At 39.6% G+C, this 20,593-nt stretch carries 20 protein-coding genes; 4 read left to right on the forward strand and 16 right to left on the reverse strand.

Features of this window, described 5'->3' with window-relative positions; all coding sequences use genetic code 11:
• Nucleotides 1–27: 27 nt before the first annotated feature.
• On the reverse strand, nucleotides 28–3,591 hold the full coding sequence (gene nifJ, locus SDEL_RS09605; protein WP_012857661.1) for a pyruvate:ferredoxin (flavodoxin) oxidoreductase: 3,564 nt from the start codon (nucleotides 3,589–3,591) through the stop codon (nucleotides 28–30).
• Between the two features lie 137 nt (nucleotides 3,592–3,728).
• On the reverse strand, nucleotides 3,729–4,367 hold the full coding sequence (locus tag SDEL_RS09610; protein WP_012857662.1) for an HAD family hydrolase: 639 nt from the start codon (nucleotides 4,365–4,367) through the stop codon (nucleotides 3,729–3,731).
• Between the two features lie 70 nt (nucleotides 4,368–4,437).
• Between SDEL_RS09610 and SDEL_RS09615 the strand changes: the two genes are divergently transcribed.
• Nucleotides 4,438–5,238, forward strand: a complete 801-nt coding sequence (locus SDEL_RS09615; protein WP_012857663.1) for a DUF4197 domain-containing protein — start codon at nucleotides 4,438–4,440, stop codon at nucleotides 5,236–5,238.
• A gap of 44 nt (nucleotides 5,239–5,282) precedes the next feature.
• Here the strand turns inward: SDEL_RS09615 and SDEL_RS09620 are convergent, their stop codons facing one another.
• Together SDEL_RS09620 and SDEL_RS09625 are read right to left on the reverse strand one after the other, a co-directional pair.
• Nucleotides 5,283–6,290 (reverse strand): OmpA family protein, encoded by a 1,008-nt coding sequence (locus SDEL_RS09620; RefSeq protein ID WP_012857664.1) that lies wholly within the window; start codon nucleotides 6,288–6,290, stop codon nucleotides 5,283–5,285.
• A gap of 75 nt (nucleotides 6,291–6,365) precedes the next feature.
• A complete protein-coding gene (locus SDEL_RS09625) occupies nucleotides 6,366–7,871 on the reverse strand; it encodes a peptide-binding protein (RefSeq protein ID WP_012857665.1) in 1,506 nt (501 codons plus the stop codon).
• A gap of 257 nt (nucleotides 7,872–8,128) precedes the next feature.
• Here SDEL_RS09625 and SDEL_RS09630 point away from each other — a divergent pair, with 257 nt between their 5' ends.
• Nucleotides 8,129–8,485 carry an MmcQ/YjbR family DNA-binding protein gene (locus tag SDEL_RS09630; protein WP_012857666.1) on the forward strand — a complete coding sequence of 119 codons (357 nt, stop codon included), beginning with the start codon at nucleotides 8,129–8,131 and terminating at the stop codon, nucleotides 8,483–8,485.
• Here SDEL_RS09630 and SDEL_RS09635 read toward each other — a convergent pair.
• A complete protein-coding gene (locus SDEL_RS09635) occupies nucleotides 8,482–8,952 on the reverse strand; it encodes a 2-thiouracil desulfurase family protein (RefSeq protein ID WP_012857667.1) in 471 nt (156 codons plus the stop codon). The genes SDEL_RS09630 and SDEL_RS09635 overlap by 4 nt on opposite strands.
• Nucleotides 8,952–10,112 (reverse strand): formate-dependent phosphoribosylglycinamide formyltransferase, encoded by a 1,161-nt coding sequence (gene purT / locus SDEL_RS09640; protein ID WP_012857668.1) that lies wholly within the window; start codon nucleotides 10,110–10,112, stop codon nucleotides 8,952–8,954. The genes SDEL_RS09635 and purT overlap by 1 nt, the downstream gene beginning before the upstream one ends.
• A 132-nt stretch (nucleotides 10,113–10,244) precedes the next feature.
• Between purT and SDEL_RS09645 the strand changes: the two genes are divergently transcribed.
• Together SDEL_RS09645 and SDEL_RS09650 are read left to right on the forward strand one after the other, a co-directional pair.
• A complete protein-coding gene (locus SDEL_RS09645) occupies nucleotides 10,245–10,529 on the forward strand; it encodes a hypothetical protein (RefSeq protein WP_012857669.1) in 285 nt (94 codons plus the stop codon).
• Between the two features lie 29 nt (nucleotides 10,530–10,558).
• On the forward strand, nucleotides 10,559–11,272 hold the full coding sequence (locus SDEL_RS09650; RefSeq protein WP_012857670.1) for a DCL family protein: 714 nt from the start codon (nucleotides 10,559–10,561) through the stop codon (nucleotides 11,270–11,272).
• 86 nt (nucleotides 11,273–11,358) lie between these two features.
• Here SDEL_RS09650 and rpsI read toward each other — a convergent pair whose 3' ends face one another.
• The 10 genes from rpsI to ccoO form a co-directional block, all read right to left on the reverse strand.
• Nucleotides 11,359–11,748, reverse strand: a complete 390-nt coding sequence (gene rpsI / locus SDEL_RS09655; protein ID WP_012857671.1) for a 30S ribosomal protein S9 — start codon at nucleotides 11,746–11,748, stop codon at nucleotides 11,359–11,361.
• A gap of 1 nt (nucleotide 11,749) precedes the next feature.
• Nucleotides 11,750–12,178: a 50S ribosomal protein L13 gene (gene rplM, locus SDEL_RS09660; protein ID WP_012857672.1), complete on the reverse strand. Its 429-nt coding sequence runs from the start codon at nucleotides 12,176–12,178 to the stop codon at nucleotides 11,750–11,752.
• A gap of 81 nt (nucleotides 12,179–12,259) precedes the next feature.
• Entirely contained in the window at nucleotides 12,260–14,983 is a 2,724-nt protein-coding gene (locus SDEL_RS09665) for a RecB-like helicase (RefSeq protein WP_012857673.1), read from the reverse strand.
• A complete protein-coding gene (locus SDEL_RS09670; RefSeq protein WP_012857674.1) occupies nucleotides 14,980–17,322 on the reverse strand; it encodes a PD-(D/E)XK nuclease family protein in 2,343 nt (780 codons plus the stop codon). The genes SDEL_RS09665 and SDEL_RS09670 overlap by 4 nt, the downstream gene beginning before the upstream one ends.
• An 83-nt stretch (nucleotides 17,323–17,405) precedes the next feature.
• Entirely contained in the window at nucleotides 17,406–17,900 is a 495-nt protein-coding gene (locus SDEL_RS09675) for a FixH family protein (protein WP_012857675.1), read from the reverse strand.
• Nucleotides 17,893–18,492 (reverse strand): TPM domain-containing protein, encoded by a 600-nt coding sequence (locus SDEL_RS09680; protein WP_012857676.1) that lies wholly within the window; start codon nucleotides 18,490–18,492, stop codon nucleotides 17,893–17,895. The genes SDEL_RS09675 and SDEL_RS09680 overlap by 8 nt, the downstream gene beginning before the upstream one ends.
• A 106-nt stretch (nucleotides 18,493–18,598) precedes the next feature.
• Complete coding sequence (locus tag SDEL_RS09685; protein WP_012857678.1) at nucleotides 18,599–18,826, reverse strand: DUF4006 family protein; 228 nt, start codon at nucleotides 18,824–18,826, stop codon at nucleotides 18,599–18,601.
• Nucleotides 18,827–18,835: 9 nt separating this feature from the next.
• Nucleotides 18,836–19,684, reverse strand: a complete 849-nt coding sequence (locus SDEL_RS09690; RefSeq protein WP_012857679.1) for a cbb3-type cytochrome c oxidase N-terminal domain-containing protein — start codon at nucleotides 19,682–19,684, stop codon at nucleotides 18,836–18,838.
• 13 nt (nucleotides 19,685–19,697) lie between these two features.
• On the reverse strand, nucleotides 19,698–19,907 hold the full coding sequence (locus SDEL_RS09695) for a cytochrome c oxidase, cbb3-type, CcoQ subunit (RefSeq protein WP_041666612.1): 210 nt from the start codon (nucleotides 19,905–19,907) through the stop codon (nucleotides 19,698–19,700).
• A 16-nt stretch (nucleotides 19,908–19,923) separates the two neighbouring features.
• Nucleotides 19,924–20,589 carry a cytochrome-c oxidase, cbb3-type subunit II gene (gene ccoO, locus SDEL_RS09700; RefSeq protein ID WP_012857681.1) on the reverse strand — a complete coding sequence of 222 codons (666 nt, stop codon included), beginning with the start codon at nucleotides 20,587–20,589 and terminating at the stop codon, nucleotides 19,924–19,926.
• Between the last annotated feature and the right edge of the window lie 4 nt (nucleotides 20,590–20,593).

Consider the following 20,593-nt stretch of genomic DNA (forward strand, 5'->3'; position numbering starts at 1 on the left):
TTGCTCCTTAGATAAATTAAGAGGTTTTTACGCCTCTTCTACTTCATTTGAAAAATCTGAACTTGCAAGACGATTTAACTGTCTCCATCTGCGTTGTGCATCTTTTTTATTGTGGTCAAACAGTTCTTGTGCATGTTCTGGATTTGACTTTTTAAGCGATGCGTAACGTACCTCATTCATCAAGAAGTCATCATACAATGACCAATCAGGCTCTTTTCCTGTAATCTTAACTGGATTTTCACCTTTTTCTGCCAAACGTGGGTCATAGGTATAAATTGGCCAGTAACCACACTTGGTTGCAAGTTCTCCTTGATTTCCTGATTTGCTTAATCCCCCTTTAATACCATGGGCAATACATGGTGAGTAAGCAATAATCAGTGAGACTCCAGGATACGCTTCGGCTGCTTCAAAGGCTTTAATGGTTTGCGCTGCAGAGGCATTTGAGTTAATCTGTGCAACAAAAACGTTACCATACGTCATCGCAATATACCCCAAATCTTTTTTCTGACTCGGTTTACCCGCTGCTGTAAATTGAGCGATAGAACCTGCACGAGATGATTTAGAACTCTGACCACCTGTGTTCGAGTAAACCTCTGTATCGAGTACCAAAATGTTAACATCCTCACCGCTGGCAATAACATGATCTAATCCGCCATAACCAATGTCATACGCCCAACCATCTCCACCAAAAATCCATTGTGATTTTTTCGCAATGTACTGTTTGAGGCTTAAAATAATGTCCGCACCTGCAGCACTTGGATTCGCTTGTAAAAGAGGAACTAAAAGATCACGAATTTCAGCAGATTTTACTCTGTCATCTCTAAACTCAATCCAATCTTTATAGAGTGCAGCAATGGCATTAGGTGCTTTGTCTAAAGAAGCTTCCATGACAGTGTGAATACGATGACGAATTGTCTCATTGGCGACATGCATACCCAAACCAAACTCTGCATTGTCTTCAAACAGTGAGTTCGCCCATGCAGGACCAAATCCTTTGTCGTTTTTACGGTACGGTGTTGAAGGCGCTGAACCACCATAAATAGAAGAACAACCTGTTGCATTGGCAATCATCATGCTATCGCCAAAAAGACGTGTAGCAAGTGTGATATAAGGTGTTTCACCACATCCTGGACATGCTGCGTGGAACTCAAAAAGTGGTTGTGCAAATAAAGCACCCTTGACGGTATTTTTAGAGAGAATATCATCTTTATAGGTCACTTTTTTGAAGAGGTAATCTGCGTTAATTTGCTCTCCAGCATCAATACTCTCTTGCAATGGAACCATCACCAAAGATTTCTCTTTCGTAGGGCATGCCTCTGCACAAAGATCACATCCTGTACAATCTAATGAAGAGACTTGGATTTTATACTTTAAGCCTTTTAGCTCTTTACCTTTTGCATCAAGCGCATGCGTTTTAACACCCTCAGGTGCTGCTGCAAACTCTGCATCATTAATAAGAAATGGACGAATAACAGCGTGTGGGCACACAAACGCACATTGATTACATTGAATACAATTCTCTTCAATCCATTTTGGAACCATAACACCAACACCACGTTTTTCATACTCTGTGGTGCCATGTTCAAATGTACCATCTTCGTAGCCTTTGAAAACAGAAACAGGTAAGCTATCTCCACGTGCAGCATTGACTGGTTTTGCGATGGCTTCAACAAATGGGGTACCTTTGTATTTGACTTCTTGCTGAACTTTGACCTCATCAACCAAATGAGCCCAAGATGGATCCACATCGACTTTTACTAAACCATTGGCTCCCACATCAATCGCTTTGTAGTTAAGCTCAACAATGTGTTCACCTTTTTTGTGATACGTTTTATACGCTTGCTTTTTCATAAACTCTTGCGCTTTTTCAAAATCAATAATTTCGGCAAGCTTGAAAAAAGCAGATTGCATAATGGTATTGCTTCGATTTCCTAAACCAATATCACGTGCTAATTTTGTCGCATTAATAATGTAAAATTTGACTTTTTTCATAGCTAAAATACGTTTGACTTTGTTTGGAATTCGCTTAATCGTCTCATCCGCATCCCAAATTGAATTAAGCAAGAAGGTACCATTTTCTCTGATACCATCAATGACGTCATACAATTCAAGATATGCAGCTACTGAACAGGCGACAAAATGTGGGTTAGATACAAGGTAGGTTGAACGAATCGGATGTTTTCCAAAACGAAGATGTGAACGGGTAAAACCACCTGATTTTTTGGAGTCATACGCAAAATAAGCTTGCGCATACATATCTGTCTCATCACCAATGATTTTAATCGAACTTTTATTGGCACCAACCGTACCATCAGCACCCAATCCATAAAATAAACACTCTTTTGTCTCAGGTTCACCCAAACTCATCTTCTCTTTAACATCAAGAGATTTAAAGGTGACATCATCCACGATACCTACAGTAAAATCATTTTTAGGTTCAGCCAATTTGAGGTTTTCAAACACAGCCAACATTTGCGCTGGATCAACGTCTTTTGAAGAGAGACCATAACGTCCACCCACAATAATAGGCGCATTTTTGTGACCGTAGAATGCTGCTCTCATATCAAGATACAATGGTTCACCAATAGAGCCTGCCTCTTTGGTTCTATCTAAAACAGCAATTTTTTTAACCGATTCTGGCATAACATCCATAAGATACTTAATACTAAATGGGCGGTAAAGATGTGGTGTAATCAAACCTACTTTTTCACCCTGACTCATTAAATAATCAATGGTCTCTTTTAAACACTCCGTAACAGAACCCATTGCCACAATGATTCTATCCGCATCTTGTGCACCATAATAAGTAAAAGGTTTATATTCACGTCCTGTCTCTTTAGAGATTTCAGCCATATAGTGGGCTACAATATCAGGTAAGGCATCGTAAAATTTGTTTTGTGCTTCTCTACCTTGGAAGTAGATATCGTCATTTTGAGCGGTACCACGTGTTTTAGGTGATTCAGGATTTAACGCTTCATCACGAAAACGCTGAACTGCTTCTTTGTCCAATAATCTCTCAAAAACCGCATAATCCATCACTTCAATTTTTTGAATTTCATGTGATGTTCTAAAACCATCAAAAAAGTGCATAAAAGGAACACGCCCTTTAATGGCCGCTAAGTGTGCCACACCTGCTAAATCCATGACTTGCTGTACAGAACCGCTTGAGAGCATGGCATAGCCTGTTTGACGTGCGGCATAAACATCTTGATGGTCTCCAAAAATAGAAAGCGCATGGGTTGCAAGAGTACGAGCAGCGACATGGATAACACTTGGAAGTAAGCCACCTGCCATTTTGTACATATTCGGGATTTTAAGTAGCAAGCCCTGTGAAGCAGTATACGTTGTTGTGAGTGCTCCTGCTTGCAATGATCCATGCACCGTTCCAGCAGCACCACCCTCACTTTGCATTTCAACCACTTTAACAGGCATACCAAAAAGATTTTTTTTACCTTGTGAAGCCCAAATATCCGTAAAATCCGCCATAGGTGAAGAAGGTGTAATTGGATAGATACCTGCCACTTCTGTAAAAGCATACGATGCATACGCAGCAGCTTCGTTACCATCCATTGTTTTCATGACTTTAGCCATTAAAATCCCCTTTTTATTAGTTTAATTTATTTTGTTTTCTACGTGTAAACTGATGACATTCTGATTCTACATAGCATTTTCTTAATAACTCATAAATGAAACTTAAGCCTCAATCGTTTAATAAAATTTTAACAATTTCAACCTATTTTTGCCACCAATTTCACGGCATCCAAAGCATCACGTACCACATAGCGGGTATGCGCCAACAACTCAGCATGGGTACTGTACCCACATAACACACCAATTCCCTCAACACCCGCCTCTTTGGCTGCAATTAAATCCATAGGAGTATCCCCAATCATCCACGCCAAAGAAGCCTCTTTACCAAGCGTTTGTAATGCCTTTTGAATAGGCTCAGGATGGGGTTTTGGATACGTCACTGATTCTCTACCAATCAAAACTTGAAAATAGTGCATGACCCCCATATGTTCCAAAAGTTCTTCAGAATAACGTGCGGTCTTTGTGGTCACAATACCAAGGGTTGCGATGCGAGAGGCCTGTTCAATCGCCTCACGAGCCAAAGGAAGCAAAGTGGTTTTTTGACGTGAAATTAAGCGATAATGCTCTTTATACGCCGCTACATAATCATTCGCTTCCATACTAGCAATACCCAAACGCATAAACATGACATCCAAAGGATGCCCAATCAGCTTTTTAATTGCCTCTTCTTCAGGAACTATGCGTCCAAATGTCTCATACGCCACGCCAAAACTCTCCACAATGGCGTCAGTGGAATCAATCAGTGTTCCATCTAAATCAAATAAAATCGTTTTCATCATTTACCTTAATAGAGCTTTTACATGTAAAGATATATTATAACTTTAACACGATTAAAAAGGAGATATTATGCTTAAACAAACACTTATTCTATTAACCCCACTAATGCTCTGTGCGGCAAATTGGCAAGATACTTTAAATACTGCAGTTAATGCCGCATCGAGTACACAAACAACGACCAAAACGACCACCACTTCGCAAAGTACGGCGACATCAGGTGTCAAGGAAGCACTCAGTTTAGGAGCCAAACAAGCCGTCTCTTTGTTGGGTAAAGAGAACGGCTATCTGAATAACAGTGCCGTTAAAATTCCTCTGCCCTCTTCCATGAAACCTATTGCCACAGCCGCTGAAAAACTAGGAGGCAAAAGCTACGTCGATGATTTTGTTAAAACGATGAATACCGCCGCTACCAAATCCGTTCCTAAAACAGCCTCAATTCTTAGTGATACGATCTCTTCGATGAGCGTTGAGGATGCACAGGCCATTGTCAGTGGTGGCAATACTGCCGCAACGGATTATTTTAAAACCAAAGCAGGTAGCAAGCTCTTAAGTGCGATTATGCCGATTATCAAAGAGAGTATCAGTGAAAGTCAAGTGATGAGCTCTTATCAAGCCCTTAAAGGCTTTGCAGGTGGCAGTAGCGCAACCCAAGCCATTGGCAATAATGCTCTGGTTGGACAAGCCTCTTCTTTAGCCAAAGGCTTAGGCATGGGAGATGCACTTCCGAGTGGGGATGAAGATATTGAGAGTTATATTGGGCGTAAAACCCTCGATGGACTTTTTTATATGATTGGGGAGAAAGAAAAAGCCTTGCGTAGCAATCCTTTGGCAAGTGGTAGTTCGATTATTCAACAAGTCTTTGGAAAGTAACAAGAGGTATTCCATCTAGCCTAACGCTAGATGGAATAAAAGGTTTATTTTTTAAAGAGTGCGTCTACTCTTCTGTTTTCAGCACGACCCGCTTCTGTATCGTTGGTTGCAACAGGTTTGCTCTCACCATACGCTTCAGTTGTTACTTTCGCAGCCGCAACACCTAAATTTGAAAGTGCTTTAGCCACCGCTTTTGCACGGCTATCAGAAAGTTTTTGGTTATACGCATCGCTACCTTTAGAGTCAGTGTGTCCCTCTAAAACAACGCTATATCCTGGATTTTGTTTCATAAAATCTGCTACTTTTTGAATTTCAGGCATAAACGCTGGTTTTACGACAGATTTGTCAAAGTCAAACTTTACATGTAAACGAATAATTTTGGTACAACCATCAACATCAACAACGGTACCTTTTGGTGTATTTGGACATTTATCTTTGTCATCATATACGCCATCCATATCGCTATCTTTTGGTGCAATAGGTGCTGCAACAGGAGCTGGTTTTGGCTCAGCTTTTGCTACCACAGGTGCTGCTTTTGGACTAAATGGAATAGCAAAACCTAGGCTATAAAATAGGTTATTATCGCCATGGTCAAATTTAACCGCATGACGTACTTCTGCTTTAAGTGCAAAGTTATCGCTTACCCAATATTTGACACCACCACCGTATTGTGCAAACATGCTATCGTCATTGTCATTTGCAGAGTTGCTCAAATCTTCATGACCCAAACCTACCAAAGCATAAAGCGCTGTTTCAGGAGTTAATTTGTACTCTTTAACAACGTTTGCATAGTAGCGATTAATGTTTGTATCTTTCGTACTTTTTTCATAATCAACATCATCACTTCTGTCATAACCTAACTCGATTTGACTTACAATGTTGCTATCAAGATTGATACCAAATCGTAGACCATACGTCAATTGACTGTGAATGTCAAGATTGCCTTCTGGATAAACACCACCAATGGTTGGTGTCACCTCATAGTTGTATGCTGTTGGAGCAGCCAATGCAAGCGTTGCCAACGCTGCTAATGAAAATAGCGATTTTTTCATATTTCATCCTTTTGGGAAAATTTTCTTTTTTTAAAGTTAAAAACGAATTGTAACACACTCCATACAAAAAGAGGTTTAAAGTTCTGGTTTAATCCAATCAACAGCATTATGCATAATACCAATCAGCGACGTGGAGACGGGATGTATCTCCTTATTGACGGCGGTAATGCTATTTGGAATCACTAAGAAAAGATAAGGATTATCTGCAACAATATGCGCAAAAATCTCCCGATACAGTGCGTCAAATTTTTCTTGATTCACCGTTTTTTCTGCTTCTTTAATCAGCGCATCGACTTTTTCATTGTGATAACCCACAAAATTAAAGCCTCCTTTGCGCTGCGACTCACTGTGCCATATACTATACGCATCAGGCTTTAGACCTAAAGACCATCCCATTAAAACCGCCTCAAACTTACGGGGCAATACCACTGTATTTAAAAAAGCTTGCCACTCCATCACACGCAGCTTCATCACAACCCCTGCTTCTTTAAGTTGATGCTGTAAAACCTGTGCCGAATAACTCCCACTGCCACTCGCACTCGTGGAGAGCTCAAATATCAATGGATTTTCTGCATCATAGCCCGCCTCTTTTAAAAGCGCTTTAGCTTTAGCAATATCTCTTTTAGGCGCTTCAATCTGTGCATTAAACGCTCCTGTGCCAGACATAAAAGGACCTGTGCAGACTTTGCCATGCCCAAAATGCAAAATATCAACCAACGCTTCTCTATCAATCGCCAAAGAGAGCGCTTCTCGCACACGTGGGTCTTTAAACTTCGCCTCTTTTAAATTAAATCCTATATACGAATAAGAATGAGCGCTCTCTTCATAAATCGTATAATACTGACGAAAATCCTCATCAATTTGACGCTCTAATTGCAAAGGTGTTAAGGTGCCTATATCAAGTTTTTTCGATTTAAGCATCATAAATTCCGCCGCACGATCAGGTAAATAGTGAAAAATAATCTCATCAATATAGGGTTTATGGATAAAATAATTCGCATTAGCGTGAAGCACAATGTTTTTAGAAATCGCAAATGATTCTAAAGTATAAGAGCCTGTCCCAATGGGAGATTGGTTAAAAGAGCTTGTCATCAACGCTTTTTCATCACGCAAAATATGCTCAGGCAACACTTCCATCATCCAGATTTCTAAGGCTTTAAAATAGGGATATTTATACTTGACTTCAATTTTATACGGGTCTAAAATCTTTACATGTAAAACATGCGTAAATCCTGAAGAGTAAGGCGTAAAGATAGAAGGCGAGAGAATGGTCTCATAAGTAAAAAGGATATCCTTCGCACTAAAAGGCGTTCCATCACTCCATGTCACATCCTCTCTTAATTCAAAGACCAGCGTTGTATCGTCTATAAAAGAGTAGTTTTTCGCCAATTCAGGAACAACCCTTCCCTCTTTGTCATAGCGAAGCAGGGCATTAAAAATCCATCTTGAAACTTCTGAACTTGTCGCATCCGTTGAAAGAATAGGATTTAGACGACTAGGATTGGCAGCAATGGACAAATGAAGCGTACTTGCGCTCACAGACGATAGACAAAAAATAAGCATCCATAAAAGTGTTTTCATAAAGGGATTATATTAGATTTTTGGGCAAAAAAAAAGCTTCCAGATCGGGCAAAATCTGGAAGCTTTATAAAGAAGTTAAGTTATTCACAAAAAGGAGGTAATTGTCTTGGTAGTGAAAGTATAGAGAAGTTGTTTAAACGCTCTCTAAATCATTGGTAAATAAAAAGTTAATAAGAGTTATTTTCTCTTTTTTTATCTTCTTTTTTAAAATTTGAGGTTAAACTGCTCCTATAAAAGTCTTCTATTTAGGAATAACCATGACATTAGCAACCCTAACTGATTATTGTCTTGATTTCACAGGCGCAACAAAAGAGTACCCTTTTGATGAAACAACGGCTGTTTTTAAAGTAGGAAACAAAATATTTGCTCTCCTTGACGAAGAGAGTCATCCCCCTCGTATCAATGTCAAATGTGACCCTTACTATGCCAAAGAACTACGTGAAATATACCCCTGCGTTTTAGCAGGGTATCATATGAACAAAAAACATTGGAATACAATTATCTGCAATGATAGCATTGAGTCTTCTTTAATCTTTGGATGGATAGATGATTCTTATGAGCTTGTCTTTAAAGGACTCTCGTTGAAAATGAAAGCATTTATTTCCAGTACTTAAAAAACTTTTCGCTTCCAAAACGCTTCCGCTTCTTCTAGCTCCTCTTCACTAAAAACCGCAATACCAGCACTCTGCAACGCTTTACACGCCACCCCAGAATCATTAACTTTCGTATGCGAAAACGTTCCATCGTAGATAACGCCTTTTCCACACGAAGGGCTTCTAGCTTTTAAAATTGCCATAACAGCCCCCTCTTCTTTCGCAATGCGTAAGGCTTCCAAAGCTCCTTTTTCAAATGCGTCAGTTACCTCTTCTCCCGCAGAATTAACCACACGAAAAGAGCCATACACCACTTCTGAGGGCAAACGAGGAATACTTAAACCACCTAAAACTTCAGGGCACAAAGCAACGAGAACACCCTCCTCTTGCCACTGCGCCACTCTTTTTACATGTAAAGCATTGTTACCACCATCATACTTCACATTTTCGCCCATTAAACAAGCACTGATTAAAATTTTTGGTTTCATTATCCGATGATGGCAGAGACAATCTCTTTAGCTTTTTTCTTTGCCGCTTCTACTTCATCAAGCACTAATGCCACCGCCATTCTTCGCCCCACATGACTCACAGGTTTCCCAAAAACACGCACAAAGGAGTTTTTAGAAAAGGCACTCTCAGGAATTTCAAGGGTTGGCAAATGCTCCTCTTTCAGACTTTTAAACGCCCCACTCGCACCCGCTCCGTAAAAGGTAAAATCAAGCGGTAAGCCAAGAACGGCTCTTACATGTAAGGCAAATTCGCTCTGACTTTGGGTTATCATCGTGACCATGCCTGTGTCATGCGGACGAGGACTCAGCTCAGAAAAATAGACCTCATCATTTTTCACAAAAAATTCCACGCCAAATAGACCACGACCCCCTAAACCATCCGTCACCGTTTTTGCCATCACTTGCGCTTTAGCTAAAACTTCAGGCTTCATAGGAACAGGCTGCCAACTCAAAACATAATCCCCATTTTCTTGTATATGACCTATTGGCTCACAAAAAACAGTCTCTTTGCCATTGCGAACCGTAAGAAGCGTAATCTCATAATCAAATGGCACAAACTCCTCAACGATGAGTTCACTCGCATCGCCTCTGGCTTCTTTAGCAATCTCCCACGATTTTTGAATGTCCGCTTCGCTTCTAATCACACTTTGCCCATGCCCTGAAGAACTCATCACAGGCTTAACCACGCAAGGAATGCCCAGCTTTTTAGTCGCTTCTTGAAGCTCTTCAAGCGTCTTAACAAAAACATAACCACTCGTTTTAAGCCCCAATTTTTCAGCGGCAAACTCACGAATATTTTTACGATTCATCGTCTTTTTAACCGCGTCCGCATTAGGAATGACACAAAAACCCTCTTTCTCCGCTTCAATAAGTGCTTCGATACTGAGTGCTTCCACTTCAGGCAAGATATACATCGGTTTTTCGAGACGAATCACCTCTAAAAGAGCTTCTTTATTTTTCATGTTGATGACATAGCTTTTATTGGCAACCAAATGTGCAGGTGCTTGCGGATACGAATCCACCGCTACGGTTTCAATGCCCAAACGTGTTGCTTCGATAACGACTTCTTTGCCCAGCTCACCACTGCCAATGAGCATGATTTTCGTACTGTTACTTTTAAGGGGAGTTGTAAAGTGCATGATGTCCTCTTTGTGTTAGTTTAAGAGATTTTACACAAAAGAGGTTTAAGAAATGAAAGGTATTCTAAATTTTATCGCGGAGAGTTGGATATACTGTTTATCAAAATCCGATTTTACATGTAAAGGTAATTCATGGAATTTCTTCCCCACATTCTCCTGCTAAGCTCCATTTTTGTCTTTGGCTATTTCTGGCTCAAACCGCGCACCAAGCCAAAACCAAGTCCGCAAAAACAAGAAGAGATTCGTGAAATGTACCGACAAAGACTCCACACAGAGCTTTCACGCATCGAAAATTCTGATGAGCGTCAAACAAAAAAAATTGCACTACTCAAAGAATTTTCTAAAGAGTTAGAGTTTAACCTCTTTTTTGATAAAGATGATGTTCAAGTATTGATGAAAGAATTGGCAGGATATTAACATAGAATTTACAAGAATAAGGAAAGAATTTGAGTCGATTTACAATTAAAATAGGCAATCAAGAATTTACGTCAAAAACACAAGCCCTTACTTTTTATAAAATTATTTTAAATGCCTACAAAGTGGGTGAAGAATTAAATAGACAAGATTTTGCAAGTGTTAAAAATCTTGTCTATCGTGATTTTGAAAATGAAGAAATCGAAGCATACGAAAAAGAAACAGGTGATTATTTAAAATCAGTTACAGTAGATTTGCACCCTGACTTTAGAGGCACTCAATGTTTTTTTCTTTTATACCAATCTGGCAAAAAAGCATTATTTGGCTACAGATTGGCAATCAACAATGATTTGTCAAATGAAAAATTTTTTTCGCGTGCTTGTCGCTTTACGATAGCTAATCGTTTAAGAGATTTTAAGAAGCATTGTTTTAAAAATAGACCTGTTAAATGTGCTCTTACTAATGAAATTATTGAATGGGAAGAGTGCCAAATTGATCATAAATCACCCCTCACATTTTCTGTCATTGTTAAAAGTTTCATTATCGCAAATAAACTTGATCTTAGCACCATAAAATATGGAGCAGAAAATGGCGTGGAATACTTTCTGGATGAAGAACTTGCACAAAAATTCGATTTATTTCATAAAGAGATGGCTGTTCTTAGGATTTTATCAACTAAAGAAAACAATAAGCGTGCTAGCAGTGCGCGTATTAAACCTACAAAAAAAGATGGCGTATTAAAATAAAGAATGAAGATTTTAAGAGAGAAAATGCAAGGGAAAATCCCTTGCATAAAGCACAAAAGTCTCGAAAGACTCTTGTAAAAGAACAATTAACGTTTTGAGAACTGTGGACTACGACGTGCTTTTTTGCGACCGTATTTTTTACGCTCTACAATTCTTGAGTCACGAGTTAATAAACCAAATGGTTTAAGGATTGCTCTAAAATCTGCATCCATAGAAGCAAGTGCTTTAGAGATACCATGACGAAGAGCGTCAGCTTGAGCTGAATAACCACCACCCAAAGTGTTAGCTACGATATCAAAGCTTGCTTCTTGTTTTGTAAGAGCAAGGGGTTGACGAACACGTTTCTTAATAGTCTCATGACCACCCAACCACGCTTCAAAATCAATACCGTTAACTGTAATTGAACCTTTACCAGGTGCAACCCATACTTTAGCGATAGCTGTTTTTCTTTTTCCAGTTGCATATACTTTTGCCATATTACTTTACCTCTGCTTTAACTTGCGCTGTATGTGGATGCTCATTACCAGCATATACTTTTAGCTTTTTGATCATCTCTTTAGCAAGATTTGTTTTAGGTAACATGCCTCTTACTGCAAGTCTGTACAATTTCGCTGGGTTGTTGTTCAAAAGATCACCTAATTTTTCAGTTTTAACACCACCGAAATATCCTGTGTGTCTATGGTACAATTTTGTGTCTAATTTTGTTCCACTAAACTCTACTTTTTCCGCATTGATGATGATAACAAAATCACCACAATCAACATTTGGAGTAAAATAAGGTTTATGTTTGCCTCGAAGAAGTGTCGCTACTTCTGTAAGCACTTTACCAAAACGCTTACCAGCAGCATCGACCACGATCCAGTCGCGTTTGACTTCGCTTGGCTTAATCGCAAGTGTTGCTTTCATTTGTCATAACCTTTGACGTATTTATTTAACGAAGTGCAAGTGTAGTTAAACTATACTTATATATCGCTTAAATTAAGTATCTTATAAGTTTTTAACCAGCTCCACACCCTCATTCCCCAAATAACAAATATACCCCTCCACAGGAAGCGTATAGATTTGTGAAAGAGCCTCTTGATAAAGAGCAACTTGCGCATGATGTTTTGCACTCTCTTTTTTAGAACTTTTATAATCAATCACCACAATTTTATCGGGATGCTCTAGTAAAAGGTCTATTTGTTTGCGCTCTTTTTGATACATCAGCGGTTGTTCCTTCAAGATGTTTGCGCCTTGAACTAAACTCAAAAAATCCTTACATGTAAGCAAATGCTCTGCTCTTTGATAAAGACGTTGTAACGCCCCTTCATCAAGCACAGAAGCAAAACGGTTACGCAACGCCAAATACGCCCTCTCTAAACTCTCTTTTTCAAAACCATCCCACATTTCAAGCAAATAGTGCTGTGCGATGCCAAACGTCATAGAACCAACCTCTACACTCTCGTTGAGCTCATCTTCGACTGCACTGATGTTTTGTGTCCCATACGCTTTAGGAAAAAACAGAGGCAGTGGCTTCAACGAAGGAGCCACACTAGCCTCTGTCTGGCTTAGAATACCTCGCTCCAAAGGGGTAAGGTTTAAAGACTCAAAAACACTATTGTCTGATTTTGCACACACACATAAAGAGCGTTTTGCCCGAGTAAAAGCAACATAAAGCGCATTGAGCCTGTCTTCAAAATTTAAACTCTGCTCACGCTCTTTCGCCTTTTCATACCCGCTATCCACAGACTCTCTGCCTCGCATCGTCAGGTGAACTTCTTGTAAATTCACCGCATCGTAAGAAAACAAAAGAGTGTCGCTTTGAGTGGTATCTCGTCCCAATTTATCGCACAAAATCACATGTTCAAACTCCAAACCTTTTGATTTATGCACCGTTAAAACCCGCAACCCTTCACTGTCTTCACTCTTCGCCTCGTCGCTTAAGCGCTCTAGCGCAAAGAGAAAACTCTCTATCTCCTCATAACGACTCGCAACCTCTAAAAAGCGCAACCAGTCTTGACTTCCATCGTACAACCCATAGTGCTCAATCAGCATTTGAACCACTACCAAAGGAGGCTGATGCATCGTACATGAGACCATAGAAAGCGGTGTACCCCATGACATCCCAGATAAAGTGCAAAAGGATGCTTTATAAATTTCATCTCCAAAATAGAGATATTTTAACAACGAAATCATCGCCTTAATCGAACGAACTTCCGTCAATTTTAACGTGGCTTCCAATCGAACATGTAAAGAGGGAAAATGCTCTTGTATCAACGCTTTGAAAACTTTAGCATCTTTGTTTGTATGCACTAAAAGTGCAATATCTTTTGGCTTAATGCCTTTTTCTAGCACACGCCCAATCTCCTCTAAAACCAAAGACTCAACACACTCATCTATGCGTACGCAAATGTACCCCTCTCCCTCTTTTTTCGCTGCCTTTTGCGTCTCATAACCTTTCATTTTCCCCGTAAAAATTTCATTGACAAACGCTACGACTTCAGGACTACTGCGATAATTGGTGTCCAAAGAGTCCACCGCTAAATGAAGGCTCTCTTTAGCGTACCCAAACAACTCCTTTGCTCCACCACGAAAGCGATAAATAGACTGCTTCACATCCCCCACAAAAAAGAGTGTTTTAAAATCCTTAACCCCACGTCCTGCGCGAATCTCCTCAATTAAGGGAAGCAATATTTCATACTGCACTACGCTCGTATCTTGAAACTCATCAATGAGAAGATGCTCCACCGTCCCATCCAAACGAAAATAGAGAAAATCCTTATGAATTTCCTCTCTTAAAAGCGTATAAAGCAAATTGGTGACATCATCAAATCCTAATTCTCCATTTGCCCTCATCAGACGCCTAAGGCTTTCATCGTAGACCCCAAAAAGCTTTCCAAGTTCCCCTAAAAAGTACGCCTCTTTCGCATCACAATGTATGCGTAACGCCTCTTTGAGCTCATGCAAAAGCGCATTGACGGTTTCATTGGCATACTTTTTATAATCCCAATATCCAAAATCCTCTCGCTCCAAATATTTCTTCGCTAAAAGTTCCCCTAAACTCTGTGCTTGAAACGTTGCCAAACCTCTTGTAGAGAGTCCGCACGCTTCAAAATAAACCCTTATACGCTCCAAAATCTCTAAACACGGCTGTAAAGAAGGGTAAGAAGCCTCAGGAAAGGCATCGAGCCTGAGTTCAGATTTTTTTTGGTACAAAAAGTGCAACAGAGAAAAAACATCTCCTAATTTTTTATCTTCTTGAAGTGTAAAGGCGATTAAAGAACGATAAAGATTTTTGGATTTGCACAGTGCAATAAACTGTTCTATCAACTTTTCATCTAAAGTTTCCTCTCCAATACTAAAATCAGGTTGCAACCCTACATTAAGCGCAAAATGGCGTAAAATTAGGGCAAAAAAAGCGTCTAGTGTGGAAATTTTAATATCCGCTTGAAGCAAATGGCGCAACACATGCTCTTTTTCACGCAACAGAACCTCTTCGCTTTTTCCTGTCTGTTCCGCAATAGCGTGTAGCTCTTCTTTGTTTTCCAAATCTTTGAGGGTCTCAAAAATACGTGTTTTCATCTCGTGTGCGGATTTGTTGGTAAAGGTCAATGCCACAATTTTCTGAGCATTGGCTCCCATAAACAGTAAAGAGAGATAACGCACACTCAGCGCAAAAGTTTTTCCACTTCCCGCACTTGCCTCTAGGGCTAAATAAGGTGAAAAATTCATAGACTCTCCTCTCTTCCACACAACATCACATAGGGGCAAATCCTACAATGCTTAATATCATCACACAAAGCATAACCGTTCATTGGCTTTGCAAAAAGGCGAAGTTTCTCCTCTAAAAGCACTTTTTTTTCTTCTAAAAACGGCTCCTCAATCAAAACACCCTCTTTTAAATCATAATAATACGCCCCATGCACCTCTCCTAAAGCACCTGCAATCAAGCTATAAAACAGCAGTTGAAAATCAACCGTATTTTCAAGGTTCTTTTCCGTAGTGGTTGGTACTTTACCGCTTTTATAATCAATTACATAGAGCCTATCTTCTTTCCTATCAATACGGTCAATCTGTCCTTCTAAGACAAATCCTTGATACAACACGCTATGCGAAAACTCTTTTTTATAGACCAAAAAGCCATCTTCAAAACGCTTCACTTCATTGCAAATAAACGGACGCAATTTTTCCAACCACACATCCGCAAAATAACCCCAAACATCATTATGCGACTCTTTTTTTAGAAGCTCTTCTATCTTAGCAAAGAGGTGCTTCTCCTCTAAAAGATTTTGCGTCAAAATCGCCTCTTCTAAAACCTTATGTAAGACAATTCCAAGGCTTTGCTCATCTATTGTGTTACTAGGCATCTTTGCCTCTTTGAATTTAGCGATGTAACGAAAATAAAATTGGCGTTGACATGAAAGCAGGGTTTTCAACTTAGTAGCCGATAATGGAGCAGCCTTTAAATCATAGGGCGCATCAATAAACGCTTGTGTATAAAGAGTTCGTGGAGCGTTTATCTTCCATAAAAGAGGAGCAAAATTTCCCTCATCTGCCATACGTTGTGTATCAAATCCCATCTCATCCAAAAAACGAGAAGGCATAGCCGTCTCATTTTTAACATACGCAATGGCAACTTTTGTAGCACGAGAAAAGAGTTGATGGTAAAAATAACGCTGTAAATTCTCACGGTCTCTTTTCGTTGGAAGTCCTGCATGGGCACGTACATCAGAAGAGAGAAAAAGGTCTTTTGAAGAGCGTTTGGGGACAAACTCATCGTTAAAATCAACAACAATCACCCCTTTATATGCCACCCCTCTGGTTTCTAAAACACCCATAACGGTTATTTTCCCGCCTCTTACATCATCTTCGCTTAAAACACTCAAGCGATTGAGTAAAAGCTTTATGACCTGTTCAAAACGTAAAGAGGGCGCATGGTTTAAAAAGTGTTCAAATGCAAAAAGTGCCTCTTTAAAAACGCCTTTTTGCGCCTCTTTTTCACTCAATAAACTTCTAATAAAATCCATCGCACTTTGAGGAGCAAGTTTTTGATGCCATACTGTTTTACATGTAACGAGTTTCTCTTCGTCTATCTTTAAGCGTTTGACACGTAAAGTATCTTCAATTTCTCCTTGACGCATCGCTTTTTCCAGCGCACTGAGTGTTTGAAAAAAAGCGCTCTGCTTAACACTTATACCCATCGCAAAGTTCAAATTGTTCCAGCGATCAAAGCAAGATAAATGTTGGGCAAATCCCTCATCAGGTAAGACAATAACAATTTCATGCGGAGCAATGCCCTCCTCGACAAACTGCGCAATCGTACTGTAAACATACGCTACTTGTGAGATACGTGAACGAAATCCATAACATGAACCCCCTAAAGACAAGGGCTCATTTACCCTTACATGTAAAATCTCTTTGCGTGAAAAATCAATCTCATACGTATGATTCTCTTGTGTCACAATCCCACGTGTTTGCAAATGTGCTTTGATTTTTTGATTGTATGCATTAAGACAAACTTTTACATGTAAAGGGATTATCGCTGCTATTTTTTCAAGTAACTCCCATTCAAAATGGCTCAAAAAACCTTCGAGATGAATACACACCGCACCTAAGGAACGAACATACGCTTCATTGATTGTATAAAGTTCTAGGAGCGTTATGCGATCATAAAGAGCCTGTTGATTTAAAAGGGCTTTGTAGTGTTTTAAAAGGGTTTGCAAAACATCCAAATGCTCTGCGTAATGCGCATAAGTATCAGCTATGACCAAAGCATCCATAGAGACTTTTTCATGCGCAAGTTCTTCAAAGAAACGAAAAAGATAGGAGGAGTTTTTTAAAAATGTAAAAAAATCACGATCAATATGCAACAACTCAAAACGGGTAAAGCGTGAGGCCTCTTGCATTAACAAAACACGCATGTCCTCATCGACCAAGGAACGATGGGGGATAAGAAGCGCTTTTTGTTCAAACTCAGCGATACTGATCGCTTTGGGTAAAAGGGTATTGGTTTCAACAAATGTATCGTAAAAAGAGCGTATTGCACGGCTCGTAGGAAAAACATGTATCATAGTCTCTGCTCTTTGATGTGAAGTAGAGAGATTATAACAAAGGAAAAATGTGAGAGAGATTTTTATGTCAGGGTGAAATGATTTTATTTCACCGCATACGCCTCATCTTTATGATAACCCTTAAATTCACCCACCTGAATTTTACTTAAAAGCTGCCATCTTCCCTCTTTTTCAATCGTAAAAGGACCAAAGGTATAAAGACCTTTCTCCACACGAGAGGGGCGTAAGGTTTGATTCTCTTTATTGGTTTCAGGACGTGAAAGCATCAAGGTGATATCCGCATTTTCAACGACTTCGCCACGTTTCGTCGTTAAGCGAAGGGTGATCTCATTTTGACCTTTGTGAAACTTCTCAGAAGAGTATGCCAGTGTAAAATTGGCATTGAATTTTTCTTGAAGCTCTAAGATTTCGTTAATGTTTTCATCGACATTTTGGTATTTTTCCATGTAGTACGTATCCATTTCAACAGGATTATCCAAAGCAATCTTAATGGTATAACCACACGCTATCACACACCCAATAATCATCCCTACTACCGCATGTGGGTAATAATTTCGCTCTGTTTTTACTTTAGACACGTTTTTTCATCCTTCGATAGAACATCATCAAAACCAAAATCCCAACAAACCCATAAATCCCAAGTTTGATAAAACTTAAGGTTGTTTTATTGGCACTTCCAATAGAACTTGCTAAAACAATTTTCTTAGACGCTGCGATTTGATCAACAATATCTGCATAACCATTGAGCAAAGCCGCACTCACACCCACCTCATTTTTCTTCGTGGTTAAAAGCGGAATAATCGTCCCACGCCACGGCAAAGGAGATAAAATAGCCTCTTTATCAAAAAGCGATTCAAGCCCTTTAGAGTGATAAATATCCACTTTTTTCTCTTCCAAAAAAAGCGTTAAAAGCACAAAAGGTGTCTCTTGTGTTTTCGCAAATGTTTCACCAAAATTGACGATGGACTCACCACCTCTCTCTTTGGCAACCAAAATCACTTTAATACCGCTTTTTTCAAAGAGCTCTTTTCCCATTTCATCTATCTTTTGCGCTGTTCTCTCTTCTAAAATCGCATCCGATTGAACAAAATGAGACTCCATGGCAAAAAGCGGTACAAAGGCAAAAAGAGCGCTAAAAAACGCCCTTTTTACCTTTACATGTAAAGCCATTTTCCTTAACCAATGAACAGATGATTGGGAGTAAGTACCGCCCACGCTGTTACAATCGCTAAAATAATAAGCCCTGCTGTAATGATTTTATCCATATTGTCTGCCATCATTTACTCCCTCCTGACGTCTCAATCACTTTTTGCGTCGCATTTTGTGTATCTCGCATTTTAATCGCTTGAGGATCTGTCAATTTATACGGTTTATCCGCAACAACTTGTTGCGCACTAATGCCCCATATCGTCAACCCAGCTAAAATAGACAATAGTAAAACAGTTGCAATCAACATCCCTGTGATGCCATTGAGACCAAAAATGTTTCGATTGGTATTTTCCATCTTTTATCCTTATTTTGCTAATGAGCTAACATAGGTGCCAACGGCTGTTTTTTGAACATTGCTTAAGCGACCATCGTTAAATTTAGGCATATTTCCAATAGCGCCTTTTTTGCCTGTTCCTAAAACATTCACTACAAATTGCGCACTGCCATAGGTACTTAAATCAGGAGCGCTTCCTGCCATACCTTTTCCATCTTCACCATGACACGCCGAGCATGTTGCCCAAAGTGCACGACCCTCTTCAACAAGGGCTGGATTCTTCGTTTTTTTGACGCTCGAAATTTCTTGCATCATAAATGCCGCCACTGCTTTTGCACTTTGCTCATCCAACAATCCTGCTGGCATTTCACCCAAAGGATACTCTGAGCCTTTTGCACCATTCACAATGGCGTGAACAACAGCTGCTTCATTGCCCCATTGCTCAAGATTTGCCGCTTTTCCATTAATACCATCACCCGTAACACCATGACAAGGAGCACATTGAACAAGAAAGATGCCCTCACCCATTGCCATCAGTGTTGCTTTATCAGGATTGGAGAATTTACTCTCAAACTGTGTCGTATGACCTTTAACCTCATCATTATACTCACCAATTTGTGAATATGAATTGAGAGGATACCCTACGAAAAAGTACCATAATGCCCAAATCATAGTACCTAAAAAAGAGAGCGACCATCCAATAGGGAGAGGATTTTTATACTCACCAATTCCATCCCAATTCTCTTTTGTTAACTCTCCACTGCTTTTGTCGGTTTTCATCTGTTGAATGTACTTCCAAGACACACCGATGGTGAGAATTAAAATTGCTGCGGCACCAAGCAATGCCAATACGTTTACATTGTCATTCAGCCAATTCATCTATTGCTCCTCTTTATTCTTTCTCTTTATTCGACGGTGTACGGGATTCAACTGGAGCATCGTCAAGATTATCATGCAGAGCAATATTAGAATACTGCTCATAGTTTCTTGTACCTTTTTTTTCAGCCTTATACAAATGATACAAATAGCTGTACAAAATGACGGCTAAAAAAATCGTAAAAAAGATATAACCATACGCTTGAAGCTCTCTAATTGTTTCCATATTCACCGTATGCACCTTATTTTAAGCTGTTAAGATAGGCAATCATTGCCACAATCTCTTTAATCTCGCCTCGTTTGAAAGCCTCTTTAACCTCAGAATCTTTCATATCTGCCACAATCAAAGCTGCCTCTTCCATGAGTGCTTTTTTTGCTTCATCATAGGTTCCAAGTTTAGGCATATCTGGCTGATCATAAGGAACATTAAAGACTTTTTTAACGGTTAATGCTTCAGCATACGCTGTCTCAATATCCGTATTATTTTTAAACATATGCTTATACGCTGGCATGATAGAGCCAGGAACAACACTTTGAGGTGCTAACATATGGTACTCGTGCCAATCGGTTGTTCGATAATTTCCAACCCGCATCAAGTCAGGACCCGTACGTTTACTTCCCCAAAGGAATGGTCGATCATACGCATATTCACCGCTTAAAGAGTACATACCATAACGGTCTGTTTCAGATTTAAAAGGACGAACCAACTGTGAATGGCAAGCATTACAGCTATCTTTAATATAGATTTGACGTCCCGCAAGTTCCAAAACCGTATAAGGTTTTGTACCTGTTACAGGACGAGCACTCTCCATAAAGTCTGGAAGAATCGTCACAACACCCGCATAAGCAATCACCAAAAAGACACCTACCGCAAAAAAGAATGGGTTTTTTTCTAACCAATGAAACATAATT

This window comes from Sulfurospirillum deleyianum DSM 6946 (assembly GCF_000024885.1).
Classification (GTDB): domain Bacteria; phylum Campylobacterota; class Campylobacteria; order Campylobacterales; family Sulfurospirillaceae; genus Sulfurospirillum; species Sulfurospirillum deleyianum.